The organism is Cupriavidus sp. MEYA8 (genome assembly GCF_059278825.1).
In genome coordinates, this window is sequence record NZ_CM181222.1 from 101,285 (window position 1) to 119,983 (window position 18,699).

The window sequence follows — 18,699 nt, forward strand, 5'->3', positions numbered from 1 at the left end:
GGCCACCTGTCGGAGACAGGGATTCGGTGGAAGCGCCGCAAACCGGAGCGTCCTATTCTGATACAAGGGCCCGGTAATCGGCCTATGTGCCCGCACAGGCACCTTGCCTCTCCTGATTTCCCCCGCGCGTGTGACCATGCGTCCCCTGCTGCAAGCCCGCCTCGTCAATGACGTCTTCGGCGACCCCGTCCTGTTCGTCGACTTTCTCGACGAACGGCGCGCCTTGCTCTTCGACCTGGGCGACATCACGGCGCTGATGCCGCGCAATCTGATGCGCGTGTCGCATGTGTTCGTCACGCATACCCATATGGATCACTTTTCCGGCTTCGACCACCTGCTGCGCGTACTGCTCGGGCGCAAGCCGTCCATCGCGCTGTACGGCGGGCCCGGGTTCGTGGCGCAAGTCGGGCATAAGCTGCGTGCCTATACCTGGAATGTCGTGCACCGCTATGACCTGGAGTTGGTCGTTGAGGCGTTCGAGCTTGCACTGGATGGCCACATCCGCAGCGCGCGGTTTTCAAGCCGGGACCGCTTTGCCAGTGTGGCAGTCGCGACGACTGAGCAATGCGGCGATATCGTGCATGACGAGACAACATTCCGAGTGCGCGCCTGCTTTGTCGACCACGGCATTCCCTGCCTGTCCTACATCGTCGAAGAAAAGGTCCGGCTCGGCGTCGACAAGGAGCGCCTTGGCGCATCGGGCATGACAAAAGGCGCGTGGCTGCGCGAGCTTAAGCATGCGGTCCTGACCGGTGCCCCCGTCGACACGCCGATTCCCGTGCAATGGCGCGACAGCGGCGGCGACCATGCGGTAACGCGAACGGTCGGCGAACTAAGCCGCCTGATCCTTGACGCCACGCCTGGCCAGCGCATCGGCTATGCGACCGACCTGCGCGATACCAGCGACAACATGCAGGCGCTGTCGAACCTGATGCAGGGCGTCGACCATCTCTTTATCGAGAGCGTGTTCCTGGAAGCGGATCGCGCCCACGCCCTGCGCAAGAACCACCTGACCGCCGCCCAGGCTGGCCGGATCGCGTCCTGCATTGGCGCCCGCGCGGTGACGCCGTTCCATTTCTCGCCGCGTTACCGTGGCCGTGCGGAGGAGATGGCCAGTGAAGTGCAGGCGGCCCGGGAGCACCTGCGACGTTGAGCAGCCGCATCAACCCTTATCGAATCGCGTCATGACCAATACCCATCGCACCGAAGCCGACCTGCTTGGCGAACGCCAGGTGCCTGCCGATGCCTACTACGGCGTCCACACCCTCAGGGCCTGGGAGAACTTCCAGATCAGCGGCACCCCCATCTCATCGTGGCCGGAGCTGATCATTGCGCTGGCCTCCGTCAAGCAGGCCGCCGCCGAGGCCAATGCCGAACTCGCCCTGCTGCCCGCCACGCTGCGCGACGCCATCCTGGCCGCCTGCCATGACGTGCGCGAAGGCAAGCTGCACGACCAGTTCATTGTCGACACGATCCAGGGCGGCGCCGGCACATCGACGAACATGAATGCCAACGAGGTCATCTGCAACCGCGCGCTCGAGCACATGGGGCACCGCAAGGGCGAATACCAGTTCCTGCACCCGAACGAGCACGTGAATATGGCGCAAAGCACCAACGACGTCTATCCAACCGCGCTGCGCATTGCCACGTATTTCGCCATCGAGCACCTGCTCGAAGCGATGGAAGTCCTGCGCGCCGCGTTCGACCGCAAGGCGACGGAGTTCTCCGGCCTGCTCAAGCTTGGCCGCACCCAGCTTCAGGATGCGGTCCCGATGACGCTCGGCCAGGAATTCTCCACCTACGCGGTCATGCTCGAGGAAGACATGGCGCGCCTGCGCGAAACCGCTTTGCTGATCCGCGAAATCAACCTGGGCGCCACCGCGATCGGCACCGGCATCACCGCGCATCCCGACTACGCGCCGAAGGCCCTGGCCGCGTTGCGGCGGATCACGGGCATCGACCTGTGCCTCGCGCCCAACCTGGTGGAGGCCACGCAGGATTGCGGCGCCTTCGTGCAGATCTCCGGCGTGCTCAAGCGCATTGCCGTCAAGCTGTCCAAGACCTGCAACGACCTGCGGCTGCTGTCGAGCGGGCCGCGCGCGGGCTTCGGCGAGATCAACCTGCCGCCGATGCAGGCGGGCTCGTCGATCATGCCCGGCAAGGTCAATCCCGTCATTCCGGAGGTTGTCAACCAGATCGCCTTCGAGGTGTTCGGCAACGACACCACCATCACCTTTGCCGCGGAGGCCGGCCAGTTGCAGCTCAATGCCTTCGAGCCGGTGATTGCCGCCAGCCTGCTACGCAGCTTCCGGCACCTGACCAATGGCTGCCTGACGCTGGCGCAGAAGTGCGTCGACGGCATTACCGCCAACCCTGAACGCTTGCGCGAAACCATCGAGCGCTCGATCGCCCTGGTGACCGCGCTCAATCCCGTGATCGGCTACAAGAACGCGACCTCCGTCGCCGCCGAGGCCCATGCCAAGGGCACCACCATCCGCGAAGTTGTGCTGGCGCGGGGCCTGATGACCGCCGAAGCGCTCGACGAGGCGTTGCGGCCCGAAACGCTGATCCGGCCCCGTGCGGACAAGCTCGCCGACAAACCTGCAGGCAAGCCCACCGGCAAGCCATGAACAGGATTCGCCGTGGCTCATCCCTGGCCGTAATCACGCCCGGCAGGTGTGCCGGCAAACAACGACTTCTTGATGATGGCATGGATGCCCCAGTTGCCATTGACGACCTGCGTCACCCCGAAATCGACGGCGACCGATATCAGGGTGACCGCCTCGTCTTCGGTCAGCCCCTTGACCGTCATCAGGAAGCGGCGCGCCTTGCGGAAGGCATCGCGCATGGCATCGTCGAGCGTGGATTTCAGGTAGATATCGCTCTGTGCCGTCTTGCCCAGCTCGGTCAGGTGATTGGGTGAACTGAAGCCATGCAGTATCCACTCGTCGGCGGTCTCTACCAACGGGTAGCTCAGGTCGGCAAATGGAGCCCCGCGTTCAATCATGGTGCTCTTGTGCAGGACCAGCTGGAAGTCTCCGGTGAGCGAGCATTCGATGGCCGTTCCGCATAGTTCCGAGTCTCCCTGCGAGGCATGGGGATCGCCAATCGACAGTAACGCGCCCGGAACGCCAACCCTGAGGTAGACGGTAGCGCCCCGCGTGACCCGCCAGTTGTCCAGGTTTCCGGCGAAGCTCGATGGCGGGATGGAATCGATCAGCCCGTCCTGCGCCGGCGCCACGGCGATGACGCCGAAGTGCGGCCGGACCGGTATGGCCACGTCGCGCAGCACGTCGTAGTTCTTGCTGATGGTGGCATGGTCGACCGGCACGCCGGGATAGTCGATGGTCGGATGCAGCACGCCGAAGGGATCGCGCTGCGGCGTCCAGCGAAAGCTATAGACCGCGCGCGCGCAACCGTCGGCACGTTCGCAATCGATCTCGAACACGGTGACCACCTCGCGCTCGCGCGGTTCCGTCAGCATGTCGCGGTAGTGAAACCCCCACCAGGTCGAAGCGTTGCTGCCGAAGGCCTTGCCGGCAAAGCGCGGGTTGGCGCACCGCCGCGGACGTACGTCGAGGATGCGCACCTCGAGGACATCGCCGGGCATGGCGCCACGAACCGCGACCGGGCCGGTGCAGATATGGACGCCGAAGCCTTCTCCGGCACCACGGCCATAGACCGACGCATCGATCGGCCCGGCGCCGCGCCGGTTCACGTTCTTCTGCTCCGCGGTCCAGTGGAAGACGCTTTCCGCGCCGGGATCCCCCTCGATCATGCGCTCGCGGTCGTCCGATGCGTGCTGGGTCAGCGTCTCGATCGTGACCGTGTCGCCCGACTGTACCTCCAGTACCGGCTGCAGTTCATGGCTCAGGTAACCCCAATGCACGGTCTTGTCCGTCGCCTGCAGCCAGTGGTGCCGGCCTTCGTGGCGTGCGGCATGCGCGCGCGCCTGGGCAATGGAAACCACGGCCGGGGCTGCTTGTTGCGCGCCAACCGGGCCATCACCGGGCGGCGCTGCGCGCATGCCAGGCGCAAGCCTCGCGTGCGCGGGAAGTCCGCGCGACACTTTCTGCGGTGGCCGGGGCGCGGGCGCGATCGCCATCTGGTCGCGGTATGCGCGCGGCGAGATCCCGAACTGTTCGCGAAACGCGTGGCTGAAATAGGACGGGTCGTTGAAGCCCCAGCGATAGCAGATATCGGCAATCGAGAGCTTTTCATACTGCGCGTTGGCCAGATCGGCCCGGCATCGGTCAAGCCGGCTGGTGCGCAGATAGGATGAAAAGCTGCTGCCCGATTTCTCGAAGAGCTTCTGCAGGTAGCGGGCCGACAGGCGCTCGTCCGCGGCAATGGCGGCAAGGCTGAGCTCGGGTTCCGAAAGGCGGGCGTTGATGCGGCTGCAGACGCGCGCAAAGATGGCGGACCGCGATGGCGTCATGTCCGCGGCCGGCGTTGCCCGGCTGTCCGCAAGGACCGCGCCCAGGCACGAAATGATGGTGTTCTCGAACGGCTGGAGCGCCTTGCCCTCGGCGGCCACTACCGTATCGAAACTGAGCGCCATCGATTGCAGCAGCCGGGCAAACAGCTCGGCCGAATCACCGGAAAGCATCAGCGCGGCGCCCGGCAGCGGGGCCGTGATCCTTGCGCCGAGCAAGGCCTGGCCGATGTGTACCGCCATCAGACGGAAGCCGGTGCTCAGCACCAGCTTTCGGGAGTCCTGCTGCGGCACGCATGCCAGCTGGCCCGGCCGCAGCGGCTCGCGCAGGTCCGGCGCGGCGAGGGTGGCGTTACCTTCGACCAGCATCAGCAGCATCATGCCGCGCCCGCCTCCCGCGGCAATGCTCAGGGTCTGTGGAACCGACGAGATGCACGCCAGCTCGACCCCCGCGGGCGTTGTCCGCGACTGGATCGTGCCGTGCAGGGTGTGATCCGCGCACAGGCTTTCGCAATGCAGGCGCGCGACCCTGAGTTCGTCGCGCCAGGCGGCGCCGCGCCGCTTGTGCGGATAGGCTTCGGTGGAAAAGCGCAAAAGGTGCAATTCAGCCTCCCAGGCAGCGTTCTGCAACAGCGCAATTGGCGGACATGGTTGTCCGCCAACGCTTCAGGCATCTCATGCAAGGTCCTTCAGCCCGCCGGGCTATCCGACCAGCAGTTGGCCCCGCATTGCGGCAACCAGCACGAAACCGGCAAATGTGCCGAAGATGGCGAAGATGCCGCCGAGCACGTTAGGCGCCGGTATCGGCGCACGAACAGCAGTGTAGACAATACCAGTCACCAGTCCGACGGCCGCTGCCTGCAACTCGGTCGTCCCCAATGCAATTTCGACCATGTCGTTCTCCCGCTCTCAGGAAATTCCGTTGCCCTGGCTGCCTTGCGGCGGGCGCCCGAAGGCGATCGTCCTGCGCAACGCCTGCACGATCAGGTAGCCGAGGTAAGTAAAAAGAATGGCGCAGATCCCGCCGGTGACATTGGGCGCGGGAATCGGCAAGTCCAGCCAGGAATACAGGGTGCCGGTGACCAGGCCGACGATCAGGGCCACCCATTCGTTGCGTCCTACGTAGACGTATTGCATGCGCGTATCTCCGGTTCCGCAGCCGCGCGGGCCCTCCCCGCCTTGCGGCGGTGGGCGTCCGGCGGTGCGAGGGTTCGATGAGGATGCCAGTTCAGCCCTTGCCTTTCGGGGGAAAGATCGCGCGCGGCATGGTGCAATGGATGCCCTGCGTGCCATCGACGACCTGCGTCACGCCGAAGTCGGCCGACACGCTCATCAGCGAGTAGGCATCGTCGCGCGAGAGGCCCTGCTGCTCGGTCAGCAGCTGGATCATGTCGCGGGCCGCGTTCTTGCCGGCTTCATCGAGGTCCTCGTGGAAACCGTGCACGACCCAGCAGTCGGGCGTTTCCAGCAGCGGCGAAGGGAAGTGGAAATCCTTGCGCAGGATCACCTGGAACAACACGTTCAGCGAGGCTTCAATCGCCGTGCCGCTGATTTCGCCGTCGCCCTGCGAGATATGCGGGTCGCCGATCGAGAACAGCGCGCCATCGACCTGGACGGGATAGTACATGGTGGCCCCCGCGCCGATACGCCAGTTGTCGATATTGCCGCCATGCAGCCCGGGCTCGACGGTAGTGACCCGGCCGCGCTTGTCGGGCGCGACCCCGGCCGTGCCAAGATGGGGGCGCACCGGCACGCGCACACCGGCAAGCGCCGGCTGGCGGCAGCATTCGCGGTCGTCGACCACCTTGCCGGGCGTGGTCAGCTTGCCGGGATAGTCGAAGGCATAGAGCGCATGCGCGGTGTTGGAGGCCTGGTCCAGCTCGTAGATCGTGACCCGCTCTTTCTCGAACTCCCGGTAGAGCTGCCCCCAGTGCGCCGCAACGTTGGCCCCGAAGCGAAAGCGCGGGATCATCTGGAGATAGCGCACCTCCAGCATATCGCCGGGCCTGGCATCCTCGACATAGATCGGCCCGGTCATGATATGCACGCCCGGGTTGCGGTCATCGTGCGGGATGGTCCGGTAGATCTCGCGGATGGCGGCATCCATCATCAGGTCTGGCGCATCGCCGGCGTGATGGGTCACCGCTTCGGCGCGGATGAGGTCCCCGCTTTTCACGGTCAGGGCGGGCGCCTTGGTGGCATCGAAATAGCCCCAGTGGATGGTCTCGGGGCGGGCGGGCAGGTCATGCAGCATGTCGTCTCCTGGATTTTTTTCGCAGCCGCATCCCCAGCCGCTCACTCGGTGATCGGCTGTATCCGGTCAGGCAGGGAGGGGGATATCGGCTATTCGTGTTTCTCATGAATCGCCGTCATTGAGCCCGGCGATTCACGTCCAGGCAGGGAAGCCCGGATGCCGCGCCGCAGTGCTTTCGGTGCCGCGCGGTGAATCCATACTAGAGAGGGCCGGTGCATGACCGATAGGGCGATACGCCCCAAAGACTTGTGCTGGCGCGTACTAGGGTAAACGTGCGCTGGGGCGGCACGATCTGGGCATCAGTGGGACGCGCGCGGCTTACGATTCGCTGACGGCTTCGGTTCGCGATCCACCATGCCCGCCGCGGCCACGGCACGCGCGCCCAGCACCGGCACGCCTTCGTGCCGCCAGGCGCCGGGGTTGGCCCGTTCCACGACCAGGTCACGGAAACGCTGCGCCGCGGGCCGCGGCGTGACTTCGCCATTCCAGACCACGACCACCGGCTCCACGTGGCTGCGCAGGTCGAAGCGCAGAATGCGTGCGACCTTGGCCTCGCAGAGCTGCGCGGCGATGCGCTCGGGGAAGACTGCCAGGTAATGCCCTGTCTGCATGAGGCTTGCGGTCGCGGCGACATCGCTCGTGCGGATTCCCGATGCCGGTGGCGCAACGCCAAAGGCGTGGAAGGCCGTGTGCAGCAGGTGGAGCATGCGCGATCCGGCCGCAGGTATGCACCACCGCTCTGAAGACAAGGCCTGTGCCGCGATCTTGCGGCGCGCCAGCAGCGGGTGGTCGCGGCTGGCCACAATGACGACCTTCTGCGCCGGCACCACGGGCGTGGTCCGCAATTCCGGCCGGGACAGGCGAGGGTCGTCGTAGGCAAACAGCAGGTCGAGCGAGCCGTCGACAAGCTGCTCCGTCATTTCGCCGATGCCGCCTTCGATCACGCTGATTTCCACGCGCGGATTGTCACGGTGGAAATCGGTCATGGCCTGCGCCAGCAGCGGCTGCACCGAGATCGTCCGAAAGGCGATGCGCAGCTCGCCCTGGCTGCCGGCACGCACCGCGTGCAGCGATTCCGCCAGCCGCTCGAACTGCGCCAGCAGCACCTTGGCGTGAGCCGCCATCTCGCGGCCGGGCTCGGTCAGCACCAGGCCGCGTCGGCTCCTGACATAGAGCGGCGTGCCGACAATATCCTCGATTTCCCCCAATGCCTTCGACACCGCAGCCGGACTGACGTGCAGGCGCTCGGCCACCGCCGCGGCCGTACCCGCTTCGCTGAGCGCAAGAACGAGGCGGAGATGACGAAGTTTCAGGCGACCAAGCATGGACTGGGCGGATTCCCGGACGGCGCGGGCAGGATCATTCGGCATCGGTGGAAAACTAGTGACGGGGAGATAGCCGCATTTTAAGAGTTAACCATTTGGTTTATCTACAGTGACTTTTATTCGCTTTTGGGTAAAGACCTCGATCCCTTATAGTCGGCGGCATTCCATCAATACAAGGCGGCGCAAGACCCCAGGAGGAGAACCGATGATCACGCTGAACACTATTGCCAGGATCGTACGCGGGGTCATGGCAGCCGCCACGGTGGGCACCATGCTTGTCGCGATTCAACCCGCCGCTGCCGCGGCATGGCCGGATCGGCCGCTGCGGCTGGTGGTGCCGTTTCCCGCGGGCGGTTCCTATGACATCGTAGGCCGCACCCTGGCGCGCAAGCTGGAACAGCGGCTCGGGCAGCCGGTGGTGGTCGAGAACATCGCTGGCGGCGCTACCGTGCCGGGCGTCATGTCGGTACTGAAGGAGAAGGCCGACGGCAATACGCTGCTGCTCGCGAGCGACGGCACGCTGAACATCAATCCGCATACCGTCAAGGGCTTGCGCTACAACCCCGACCGGGATTTCACGCCCGTCACCATCGTGAGTACCGTGCCGCACTGGATCGTCACGCGGGTGGACCGCAAGCAGATGAACCTGACCGAGCTCAGGGACTACATCGTCAAGCACCCGGGCAAGGTCTCGATCAGCATCAATGCTGTCGCCGGCGCGGCGCATCTCGGCCTGGCGGACTGGAAGCGACGCAACGGACTGGACTTCACCATCGTGCCGTATCGCGGCTCTCCGCCGGCCATGTCGGACCTGATCGGCGGCCAGACCGATGCCCATGTGGATGTCATCGGCTCCTCCATCAGCTACGTCGGCGACGGCAAGGTCAAGCCGCTGGCCGTGCTGCAAACGGCGGCGGTCGCGCAGTTCCCCAAGCTCCAGCGGCAGGCCGCTGACAGCAAGGATGCCCTGCTCGTCCGCGCCAACCTGGCGCTGGTCGCCAAGGCCGGCACACCCGAAGCCGTCGTCGAGCGGCTGTACCGGGAGGTGCGCGCCAGCATGCAGGAGACTGATTTCGTCGAGCGGCTGCAGTCGCTCGCCTACGAACCGGTCCTCACCACGCCCGCCGAGAGCCGCCGCCTGATCCACGCCGAGACCGTGCGCTACGGCGCCATCGCTCGCACGGTCAATCTCGAATCCAACTGACATCACGTCCGACCCATTTTCTGGAGCTCGCCCAATGCGCTTCGTCATCGCCCTGATGCGGCATGAGACCAATACCTTCTCGCCGATTCCCACGCCGCTGTCCGCCTTCAGCCGCGGCAGCAGCACCGATGGTCCGCTGTATGGCGACGACGCCGTGCGCGCCTGCCAGGGCACCAACAGCGCTGCGGCGGCGTTCATGGACCTGGTGGTCGCCCAGGGCGACCAGTTCGTGATGCCCCTGATGGCAAATGCCGTACCTAGCGGCGTGGTGACACGGGAAGCCTTCGAATCGATGTCGGCCACCATCATCGAGGCCGTGCGCGAAGGCTGCGACGCCGTCATGCTCGACCTGCACGGTGCAATGGTGGCCGAAGGCCTTGCGGATGCCGAAGGCGAACTGCTTGTCCGGATCCGCGCCGCCGCGCCGGAGGTGCCGATCGCGGTATCGCTCGATTTCCATGCCAACTTCAGCAAGGCACTGGTGGACAATGCCACGGTCATTGCCGGCTACCGGACTTATCCGCATGTGGACGTGTATGAGACCGGAGCGCGCGCTGCGCAGACGCTGATGGCGGCAATCCGTGGCGAAGTCCGCCCGGTCATGCTGTGGCGCACGCTGCCGATGCTCACCCACATGCTGCGCCAGACACCGCGCGAGCAACCGATGAAGGACATCATGGATCGAGCCATCGCCGCGGAGCGCGATGGCGAGGTGCTGAACGTGTCGATCTTCGGCGGCTTTCCGCTTGCGGATATTCCACATGTCGGCCTGACGGTGGTCGTGGTCGCCGATGCAGCCCATGCCGAGGCGGGCACCCAGCTGCTCGACGAACTCAGCGCCGCAGCATGGGAGCGCCGCGCCGACTTCGTCTTTCCGCTCGAACCCATGGAAACGTCCATCGCTCGCGCACGCGAAGCCAAGGCCGGCCCCGTGATCCTCGTCGACCACGGCGACAATTGCGGTGCGGGCGGGCCGACCGACGAGATGACGGTGCTTGGTGAGGTGCTGCGGCAGGGACTGAAGGACGTTGTCGCCGGGCCCTTCTGGGATCCGGGTGCCGTAGCCCTGATGATCGAGGCGGGTGTGGGCACGACCGTGACGGTCGACGTCGGCGGCAAGACCGACATGCCCGCGCTCGGCCTGAAAGGCAAGCCGCTACGCCTGACCGGACAGGTTCGCGCCATCACCGATGGCGCCTACCAGGTGACCGGGCCGATGTTCACGGGCATGCGGCTCAGCCTCGGCCGGACAGCGGTGCTTGACGTGGACGGCACGCTGGTCGTCGTCTGCGAGAAGCCGCAGGAGCCATTCGATACTGGCGTCTTCACCCACGCCGGGATCGACCTGTCGCGCCGCAAGTATGTCCTGATCAAGTCGCGCCAGCATTTCCGCGCCGGCTTCGAGCCGATCGCGAAGGACATCGTGCTGGTGGCAGGCCCTGGCGTCTGCAACTCGGACTACAGCCAGTTTCCCTTCCGCAACCTGAGCCGCCCCATCTATCCGCTGGACGAACACGCCGCGCTCCAGACGTTCTGATGATCGATGTATTCTCGCTTCCCAAAGGAGACACCATGCCGGTCCGATTCGCACTGCGCAACCTCGCAGTCGGCATTTCCCTTGCCTTGGGCATGGGCGTCTTGCCGGCCACCGCGCTCGCGGCCCCCCCCGATACCCCGCTGCGCATCGTGGTTGGATTCGCGCCTGGCGGCGCCCTCGACATCTTTGCGCGTGCGCTGGCCGAGAAGCTGCGCGCCTCCCTCGACACGCCGGTCCTGGTGGAAAATCGTCCGGGCGCTTCAGCCCGGCTGGCGCTGGACAATGTCCGGCGCTCACCCGGCGACGGCAAGACGTTGCTGATTTCACCGGCGCCGCCGTTCACGATCTTTCCACTGACCTACAAACAGCTGCCCTACGACCCGGACAAGGACCTGGTCCCTGTCGCGTACCTGGCAGATGTGCCGCTGGTGGCATCGACCAGCGTCGGCCAGCCGTACCGGACCATGCAGGAATACCTGGCGTGGGTGAAGCGCGATCCCTCGAAAGGCGGCGTCGGACTGGTGACCCTCGGCGGCAGCATTCATTTCGGCGTCGTCACCCTCGGCAAGGAAATCGGCGTGCCGCTGACGCCCACGGCGTACCGCGGCGTGGTGATGATGCTGACCGATGAGATCGGCGGCACGCTGCCCATCGGCATCGACGCCATTGCCGGGCAGATGGAGCTGTACCGCGCCGGCAAGATCCGCTTCCTCGGCGTTACCGGCACCAGGCGTTCATCGCTGCTGCCTGACGTGCCGACGCTGGCAGAAGCCGGCGCCCCCGGCTTCGAGACGGCCTCCGGTTGGTACTCTGCGTTCGTGCCGGCGGGCACCCCGCCCGCCGCCGTTGCCAGGTTGGAGAAGGCGCTGCTGGAGGCTGTCCGCGCGCGCGACCTCCGCGACAGGATGGCGACGCTGGGCATGGAACTGAACGGCCAGCCGGCCGCGGCACTGCGTCAGACCATCCAGGACCAGCGGGGGCGGTGGAAGCCTGTAGTCATGGCTTCCGGCTTTACGGCGACCGAGTAGTCGTATCCGCGGCAGGATCGTACGGCAGTACCCGCTCCTGCTCCTCCGGGCTGTTGCGGGCAACGATGGCGCGGGCCGGCTCGGTGGCGCTGAGATTAAATGGCTGGTGCGGAACACCGGGCGGGATAAACAGGAACTCGCCCGCCCCGGTGACCACGGAATCTCGCAAGCCGGGGCCGTAGCGGGTTTCCACCCTGCCCTCCAGCACGTAGATGGCGGTCTCGTGCTCGCAATGGACATGGGCTTCCGCGTGCGCGCCGGGTGGGACCACGACAAGGTGCATCGACAATGCCCTCGCGCCTGCCGTCGTGCCGGAAATGCCAACGAAATACGGCAGCTTCTGGCTGGTGGCGATTTCCCGGTCCGGGCGCACCGCCACCAGGGTCGACGGAATGCTCGCGCTCGTTGTCTGCATGATGCAATGCTCCGCTCTCTCGGCTCGCCAGGGGCGCCACGCCGGCATTTCCAGGCCTTATCGGCCATCGGGAAATTCATCATAGTGATTTGCCGATGGCCGTTCAATCGCGCCGCTGCGCCTGGCCGCGCATCGCCTTACTGCGCCGACAAGCCCCCATCCACGCCGATGCTCTGGCCATGGATATAGCGTCCGGCCGGCGCGGCCAGCAGCACCGCCAGCCCCGCCACGTCCTCCGCCTCGCCGATGCGGCGCATCGGCACGCCCGCGGCCAGCCGCGCTTCGCGCTCCGGGTCGCCCCACAAGGCATCGCGCGAGAATTCCGTGCGCACCGGGCCCGGGTTAATGGCATTGACGTTGATGCCGGACGGGCCGAGCTCCAGCGCAAGGCTGCGCATGGCCTGGTCGATCGCTGCCTTGGTCACGCTGTACAGGCCAAGGAACGCCGAGCCGCGCTTCGCCGCGATGCTCGACATGAAAGTGATCGAGCCATCGCGGCGCTCGGCCATCTGCGGCGCCAGCGCGTTCACCAGCATCAGGTTGCCGCGCACATTGCCGGCCATGGCCGCATCGAACAGCTCGGGGCCTTGCGTCAGCATGGAACCCGGCGTGGCGCCGGCCGCCGCGTTGAGGACCAGCGCATCGACCCGGCCGTACGCGGCCAGAGCCTGCTCGGCGAAGGCGCGCACGCTGTCGACGTCGGCAATGTCACAGGCGATGCCGGTGGCCCGGATGCCGTCCGCTTCCAGCTGCGCGGCGACGGTGCGCGCGGCTTCGCCGTCACGTCCCGATACCACCACGGCGGCGCCGGCGTTGCCGAGCGCCCGCGCCATGGCGAGGCCCATGCCGCGGGTGGATCCGGTGATGACGGCAACGCGGCCGCTCAGATCGAAAAGGTTGTGCATGGTGAATAACTCCTGAATGGGGATGGCTGCTGTTTTTCCGGCTCTATAGATGATGACTGACATCTATTGAATAAAGTATGGCCATCATCTAAACTGCAGTCAAGGCAGAATTCCGAGGAGTCCTTCACATGGCACGCGCATCACGCGAACAAGCCGACAAGAACCGCGAGGCGATCGAGCAAGCGTCGTCGCGGCTGTTCCGCGAGCGCGGATTGAACGGCGTCAGCGTCGCCGAGCTGATGGCCGGCGCCGGCCTGACCCACGGCGGCTTCTATGGCCACTTTGCTTCCAAGGACGCGCTCGCCGCGCAGGCCTGCAAGCGCGCCTTTGAAGAATCCGCCGCGCGCTGGGAACGCCGGCTGGCGCGCGCCAACGGCGACCGGCACACCATGCTGGCCAACCTGGTCGAGCCGTACCTGACGGCTGCGCACTGCGCCAACCCTGGCGCCGGCTGCGCTGCCTCATCGCTGGCGGTGGACGTTGCGCGCGAGCCCGCCGACAAGCCGGTGCGGCAGGCTTACCTGGACGGCTTCAAGGTACTGGTCGATGAGATGGCCACGACCGTAGCCAGCGATGACCCGCGGGTGCGCGAGGAAGAAGCCCTGATCCGCATGGCCATGCTGGTCGGCGCGCTGACGCTGGCGCGCGCAACCGCGGGCGATCCGCTTTCCGAGGCCATGCTCTACGCCGTCCGCAACCGTTTGCTGGGCAGTTCCGCCTAGCGCCCCCCTTAACCACGTGCCGGGCCCTTCCCCCTGCCACCTACGGGCTGGCGGGCTGGGCCCCTTTCGCCTGTCGCCACCCCAACTCCGAGGTCAGAGAAACCCAATGTTCGCGCAAGCCCTTTCCCGCCGGCTCGACCGGCGCGGCATCCACTACGCGTGGCTGGTCGCCGCCCTTACCTTCCTGGTGATGCTTACCACCTCGGCCGCGCTCGGCCTGCCCGGGGCGTTCCTGTCGCCGCTGGCGCGCGAGATGGGCTGGAACACCGACGAGATCTCGTCGATCCTTGCCTTCCGCTTTGCGCTATTCGGGCTGATGGCGCCGTTCTCGGCCATCCTGATGGAGCGCTTCGGCGTGCGCAACGTGGTCTGCGCGGCGCTGGCGCTGATCGCGGGCGGCATGGCGCTGGCAACGGTGTCGACCGAGCTGTGGCAGCTCTTCGTGGCGTGGGGGCTGATGCTGGGCGTCGGCTCCGGGCTGACCGCGCTGGTGCTGGCTGCCGTGGTCGCCAACCGCTGGTTCAGCGCGCGGCGCGGGCTGGTCATCGGCCTGCTGACCGCCAGTTCGGCCACCGGCCAGCTCGCGTTCCTGCCGGTGGCCGCCTGGCTGATCGAGCATATGGGCTGGCGCGTCGCCGTGCTGCCCGTGCTGGCCGCGTGCGCGCTGCTGGCCGTGCTGGTGCTAGGCCTGATGCGCAACCGTCCCGCCGACGTGGGCCTGGCGGCGTTCGGCGAAGTCCCGGCCGCGGCGCCGGTGCAGCCGTCCGCCCCCCCGGCGCCGCTGACGCTGCGCGCGCCGTTCGCGGTGCTGCGCGATGCGGCGCGCACGCAGGCGTTCTGGGTCCTGGCCGGCACCTTTTTTATCTGCGGCCTGAGCACCAATGGCCTGATCCAGACGCATTTCATCGCGCTCTGCGGCGACTTCGGCATGGGCCCGGTGCCGGCGGCGTCGGCACTGGCGATGATGGGCGCCTTCGACTTCGTCGGCACGATCCTGTCGGGCTGGCTGTCGGACCGCTATGACAGCCGCAAGCTGCTGTTCTGGTACTACGCGCTGCGCGGCCTGTCGCTGTTCTGGCTGCCGCATTCGACCTTCACGCTGTACGGCCTGTCGATCTTTGCCATGTTCTACGGGCTGGACTGGATCGCCACCGTGCCGCCGACGGTCAAGCTGGCCGCCACCGCGTTCGGGCGCGAGCGCGCGCCGGTCGTGTTCGGCTGGATCTTCGCGGCCCACCAGATCGGCGCGGCCGTGGCGGCGTTCGGCGCGGGGATGACCCGCACGCTGCTGCTGACCTATACGCCGGCGCTGTATGCCGCCGGCGCGGCCTGCCTGGTGGCGGCGCTGCTGGCGCTGATGGCCAGCCGCAAGCGTGCGGCAAGCATGGCGGAGCCCGTTCGCGCGTGAGCCCACGCAGTGCGCGCGGGTTCCCGCACGCACCGGGTCATTCTTCAGAACTTGGGGATGCGCAGCGTCTTGCTGACCATCAGCGTGCCCGACAGCGCGAACAGCAGCGCCAGCGGATGCAGCACGGCAGGGCCCAGCACCCAGGCGCCGCCAGGCAGGTCGCCACCCAGCTGTCCTTGCCAGGCACACCATGCCAGCACGGCGGTGAGCAGCACGCTGGTCGGGATCGGCGTGCCTTCGAAATACGCCACCTTGCCGCTGTCGCTGCCGGCGGCCAGCGTTTCGGCGGTGACGTTGAAGCGCGCCAGCCGGCTCACGCCGCAGCAGACGAAGTAGATCAGGATGGCCAGGTCCCAGCCGCCGCGCATGCCGGCGGCAAACGCCAGCGTGGCCGGCCCCACGCCGAACGAGATCACGTCGGCCAGCGAATCGAGCTCGCGCCCCAGCGCCGAATGGGCATGGCGCCAGCGCGCGATGCGGCCGTCGAGCACGTCGAAGATAAAGGCCAGCGGCGCCAGCGCCGCGGCCGTGTAGAAGTGCGACAGCTGCTGGTCCGCCACGTAGAACATGGCGAAGAAAACCGACCCCATGCCACAGGCTGCATTGCCGAGCGTGAACACGTCGGCAAGCTGCAGTTCGCGCAGCATCGAGAAATGGCGGGGACGCTCCGGCCGTGTGTTCATCGCGCGCTTACAGGGCCTGCGATACGTGGTGCACGCTCGGCGGTGCAGCGAAGGTATCGCCCACCAGCGCACGCCATTGCTGGAATTCCGGCGATTCGCGGAAGTGGACCATGTGGTCCTCCACGGTCTCCCAGTCGACCACCAGCGTGTACTGCTCGGGCTGCTCGATCGAGCGGAACAGCTGCACGCCATGGCAGCCGCGCGAGCGCAGGAAGAGCGGCTTGGCCTGGCTGACGCCCTGTTCGAGCTGCTGCTCCATGCCGGGCTTGATGGTGAGTTGAGCGATTTCCTTGATCATGGCGGTTCTATTACCTTTGGGTAGGAGGCCGGCGCACGCCGGCGGGTTCTTACTACCTTATCACGATCGACGGCGCCGCATGCCGCGGAAAGCATTCCGTTACACCGCTCGGCTAGCATCGTGGACCTTGCCACTTCGTTGCCAGAGCTGCCATGCCGACCCGCTTGCGACCGCTGCCCGGAAGTTTTTGCATCCCTGCCCTCACCATTCTTCTCTGCCTGCCCGGTGCCGCGCCGGCGTTTGGCGCCGTGCAGCCATGCGGCGCGCCGGCGACGGCCATTGCCCAGGTCCAGGACGGCGGCGCATGGTCCGGCCGGATGGTCGAGGTCGAAGCGGTGGTCACCGCGGATTTCAGCGGCGATCGCGGCCTGCGCGGCTTCTTCGTGCAGCAGGCCGACGCCCAGCGCCAGCAGCGGCCGGGCATTTCCGAAGGGCTGTTCGTCTATGCCCCGCGGGCAGTGGCGCGCACGGGCGACCTCGTGCGCCTGTCCGGAAGGGTCGAGGAAAAATTCGGACAAACACAGCTGACCTTGTCCGATGCGCCGGCGGTCTGCGCCAGCGGCATTCCGGTCACGCCGGCAACGCTGGTGTTGCCGGCCAGCGATGCCGACCTGCGTGCCCGCGCCGGCATGCTGGTCAGGATGCCGCAGACGCTGACGGTCAGCGAAACCCATGAACTGGCGCGCTATGGCACGCTGGCGCTGAGCGTGGGGCGCCCGTTCGCGCCCACGCAGGTCGCCTTGCCAGGCGCGGGCGCAGCGCAAGCCGCGGCGGCCAATTTGCGCAACCGGTTGCTGCTCGACGATGGCTCGACGCGCCAGTACCCGGAAGTGGTGCCGTACCCGCCGCCGCAGCTTGCCGCCAGCCATCCGTTGCGTACCGGCGATACCGTCAGCGGCGTGGCCGGCGTGCTGGAGAAGCGCCACGGGCAGTGGCGCCTGCAGCCGGTACGCGGCGCGCGGGCGCCGGCGTTCCAGGCCGCCAATCCGCGCCCGGGCGCGCCGGCGCGCCATCCCGCCGCAACGCTGCGGGTGGCGGCATTCAACCTGCAGAACTACTTTAACGGCGGTGGCGGCAGTGGTGGCCTCGCTTCGGGCGACAACCGCGGCGCGCGGACCGCCGCGGCGCTGGCCCGGCAGGAGGCCAAGCTGGCCGCCGCACTGCGTGCGCTGGATGCCGACGTGATCGGCCTGATGGAGTTGCAGAACAACGGCTTTGGCCCGGACAGCGCCGTGCGGCAACTGGCGGCGCGGCTCGGGCCCGACTGGCGCGTCGTCGATCCCGGAACGCCCGCGCTCGGCGGCGATGCCATCGCGGTGGGCCTGCTGTACAACGCCCGCGCCACGGAGATCGTAGGCCGTGCCGCCACCACCTGGCTGGGCGCCCGCAGCCGCCAGCCGCTTGCCGCCAGCTTCCGGGCAAAGGCCGGCGGCGCGCCAGTGACGGTCGTGGTCAACCACCTCAAGTCAAAGAACTGCGCGGAAGCCGCTGGCGCGCAAGCCGACCAGGGCGATGGGCAAGGATGCTGGAGTCCCTCGCGCGTGCAGGCCGCCGGCGCCCTGGCCGACTGGATTGCCATGGTGCCGACCGGCGCCCCCGGCGCGGGCGTGCTGGTGATCGGCGACCTGAACAGCTATGCAATGGAAGATCCGGTGCGGCTGCTGGCACGGCGCGGCTATGCGGACATGGTGGCGAAGCTGGCGGGGCCGCAGGCCTACAGCTACGTCTACAACGGACAGGCCGGCTACCTCGACCATGTGCTGGCGGATGCCGCGGCCGCGAGGCATGTCGTAGCCGTGCAGCCGTGGCATATCAATGCCGACGAGCCGGCGGCGTTCTCTTATGCGCCGGCCCCGGGCGCGCCTTCGGTGCCGGCCTACTACGCCCCCGATGCATACCGGTCCTCCGACCACGACCCCTTGCTGATCGACCTCGCCCTGGCCGCCGGATCGCCCTAGCCGGCCGACATGCGCCGCAGCAGCAATCCCTGCGCAAGGTACAGCACCACCAGCAGGTTGGCCGCCGCCAGCCCGCCATGCAGCCAGCCCGGATGGACAAAGGCTTCGTACAACTCCAGCGGGATATAGATGCCGCCGGACCAGATGCCGATCCAGTTGCCCCAGGCGAGCCCGCGCCAAAGTCCGTAGGCCTCGGCGAAGCGCATCAGCGCATAGACCGCCGCCGAGCCGCCGATCGCCCACAGGCGCGCGTTATCGGGATGCGCAAGCAGCGACAGGAAGATGGTGGGATAGCGGCTGGCGGGGTTGACGTGCAGGCGCTGGATGATGGCTTCGGCCAGCGCCTGCGCATCGCGGTGCAGCAGCGCGGCCAGCCCCAGGCCGGCGACGATCACCAGCAGGCCCTTGGCCGCCTCGAACATTGCAATGCCCTTCAGGCCCAGAGCGCCCTCACCCTGCTTTGCCATGCGTGTTCCCCGTCCGGATTGCAGTGACTGCAAAGCCGGTATTGTGCAACAGGGAAACGC

General features: G+C 67.0%; 18 protein-coding genes. 8 read left to right on the forward strand and 10 right to left on the reverse strand.

Annotated elements, in window-relative coordinates:
* Positions 1 to 136 precede the first annotated feature (136 nt).
* Together AC5WJ1_RS17580 and aspA are read left to right on the forward strand one after the other, a co-directional pair.
* Positions 137 to 1,153, forward strand: a complete 1,017-nt coding sequence (locus AC5WJ1_RS17580) for a ribonuclease Z (protein WP_135703899.1) — start codon at positions 137 to 139, stop codon at positions 1,151 to 1,153.
* Positions 1,154 to 1,184: 31 nt separating this feature from the next.
* Positions 1,185 to 2,630, forward strand: coding sequence for an aspartate ammonia-lyase (gene aspA, locus AC5WJ1_RS17585; RefSeq protein WP_195427441.1), 1,446 nt, complete (start codon positions 1,185 to 1,187; stop codon positions 2,628 to 2,630).
* A 17-nt stretch (positions 2,631 to 2,647) separates the two neighbouring features.
* Here aspA and AC5WJ1_RS17590 read toward each other — a convergent pair whose 3' ends face one another.
* From AC5WJ1_RS17590 to AC5WJ1_RS17610, 5 genes are all read right to left on the reverse strand, one after another.
* Positions 2,648 to 5,038 (reverse strand): acetamidase/formamidase family protein, encoded by a 2,391-nt coding sequence (locus tag AC5WJ1_RS17590; protein ID WP_494476821.1) that lies wholly within the window; start codon positions 5,036 to 5,038, stop codon positions 2,648 to 2,650.
* Between the two features lie 99 nt (positions 5,039 to 5,137).
* Positions 5,138 to 5,329, reverse strand: a complete 192-nt coding sequence (locus AC5WJ1_RS17595; protein WP_063240339.1) for a DUF1427 family protein — start codon at positions 5,327 to 5,329, stop codon at positions 5,138 to 5,140.
* Between the two features lie 15 nt (positions 5,330 to 5,344).
* A complete protein-coding gene (locus tag AC5WJ1_RS17600) occupies positions 5,345 to 5,572 on the reverse strand; it encodes a XapX domain-containing protein (protein ID WP_135703896.1) in 228 nt (75 codons plus the stop codon).
* A 91-nt stretch (positions 5,573 to 5,663) separates the two neighbouring features.
* A complete protein-coding gene (locus AC5WJ1_RS17605) occupies positions 5,664 to 6,689 on the reverse strand; it encodes an acetamidase/formamidase family protein (protein ID WP_133093283.1) in 1,026 nt (341 codons plus the stop codon).
* A gap of 299 nt (positions 6,690 to 6,988) precedes the next feature.
* Entirely contained in the window at positions 6,989 to 8,014 is a 1,026-nt protein-coding gene (locus AC5WJ1_RS17610; protein WP_240745780.1) for a LysR family transcriptional regulator, read from the reverse strand.
* A 205-nt stretch (positions 8,015 to 8,219) separates the two neighbouring features.
* Between AC5WJ1_RS17610 and AC5WJ1_RS17615 the strand changes: the two genes are divergently transcribed.
* Genes AC5WJ1_RS17615 through AC5WJ1_RS17625 form a run of 3 tightly spaced genes read left to right on the forward strand, consistent with a single transcriptional unit; the run spans position 8,220 to position 11,783 of the window.
* Complete coding sequence (locus tag AC5WJ1_RS17615) at positions 8,220 to 9,218, forward strand: Bug family tripartite tricarboxylate transporter substrate binding protein (RefSeq protein WP_494476822.1); 999 nt, start codon at positions 8,220 to 8,222, stop codon at positions 9,216 to 9,218.
* Between the two features lie 34 nt (positions 9,219 to 9,252).
* Complete coding sequence (locus AC5WJ1_RS17620; protein WP_494476823.1) at positions 9,253 to 10,755, forward strand: M81 family metallopeptidase; 1,503 nt, start codon at positions 9,253 to 9,255, stop codon at positions 10,753 to 10,755.
* 35 nt (positions 10,756 to 10,790) lie between these two features.
* Positions 10,791 to 11,783 carry a tripartite tricarboxylate transporter substrate-binding protein gene (locus AC5WJ1_RS17625; protein ID WP_135703891.1) on the forward strand — a complete coding sequence of 331 codons (993 nt, stop codon included), beginning with the start codon at positions 10,791 to 10,793 and terminating at the stop codon, positions 11,781 to 11,783.
* Here the strand turns inward: AC5WJ1_RS17625 and AC5WJ1_RS17630 are convergent.
* Positions 11,767 to 12,198 carry a cupin domain-containing protein gene (locus AC5WJ1_RS17630; protein ID WP_133093288.1) on the reverse strand — a complete coding sequence of 144 codons (432 nt, stop codon included), beginning with the start codon at positions 12,196 to 12,198 and terminating at the stop codon, positions 11,767 to 11,769. The genes AC5WJ1_RS17625 and AC5WJ1_RS17630 overlap by 17 nt on opposite strands.
* A 137-nt stretch (positions 12,199 to 12,335) precedes the next feature.
* The gene (locus AC5WJ1_RS17635; RefSeq protein WP_135703890.1) at positions 12,336 to 13,103 is read right to left on the reverse strand and encodes an SDR family NAD(P)-dependent oxidoreductase; all 768 of its coding nucleotides are present in this window, start codon (positions 13,101 to 13,103) and stop codon (positions 12,336 to 12,338) included.
* A 128-nt stretch (positions 13,104 to 13,231) separates the two neighbouring features.
* Between AC5WJ1_RS17635 and AC5WJ1_RS17640 the strand changes: the two genes are divergently transcribed.
* Both AC5WJ1_RS17640 and AC5WJ1_RS17645 read left to right on the forward strand, forming a co-directional pair.
* Complete coding sequence (locus AC5WJ1_RS17640) at positions 13,232 to 13,825, forward strand: TetR/AcrR family transcriptional regulator (protein ID WP_494476824.1); 594 nt, start codon at positions 13,232 to 13,234, stop codon at positions 13,823 to 13,825.
* A gap of 106 nt (positions 13,826 to 13,931) precedes the next feature.
* The gene (locus AC5WJ1_RS17645) at positions 13,932 to 15,233 is read left to right on the forward strand and encodes an MFS transporter (protein ID WP_135703888.1); all 1,302 of its coding nucleotides are present in this window, start codon (positions 13,932 to 13,934) and stop codon (positions 15,231 to 15,233) included.
* A gap of 44 nt (positions 15,234 to 15,277) precedes the next feature.
* Here the strand turns inward: AC5WJ1_RS17645 and AC5WJ1_RS17650 are convergent, their stop codons facing one another.
* A complete protein-coding gene (locus tag AC5WJ1_RS17650; RefSeq protein ID WP_135703887.1) occupies positions 15,278 to 15,916 on the reverse strand; it encodes a CDP-alcohol phosphatidyltransferase family protein in 639 nt (212 codons plus the stop codon).
* 7 nt (positions 15,917 to 15,923) lie between these two features.
* A complete protein-coding gene (locus tag AC5WJ1_RS17655) occupies positions 15,924 to 16,214 on the reverse strand; it encodes an antibiotic biosynthesis monooxygenase family protein (protein ID WP_135703886.1) in 291 nt (96 codons plus the stop codon).
* A gap of 152 nt (positions 16,215 to 16,366) precedes the next feature.
* Between AC5WJ1_RS17655 and AC5WJ1_RS17660 the strand changes: the two genes are divergently transcribed.
* A complete protein-coding gene (locus AC5WJ1_RS17660) occupies positions 16,367 to 18,172 on the forward strand; it encodes an ExeM/NucH family extracellular endonuclease (protein WP_494476825.1) in 1,806 nt (601 codons plus the stop codon).
* Here AC5WJ1_RS17660 and AC5WJ1_RS17665 read toward each other — a convergent pair.
* Entirely contained in the window at positions 18,169 to 18,639 is a 471-nt protein-coding gene (locus AC5WJ1_RS17665) for a DUF2127 domain-containing protein (RefSeq protein WP_135703884.1), read from the reverse strand. The genes AC5WJ1_RS17660 and AC5WJ1_RS17665 overlap by 4 nt on opposite strands.
* Positions 18,640 to 18,699: the final 60 nt, after the last annotated feature.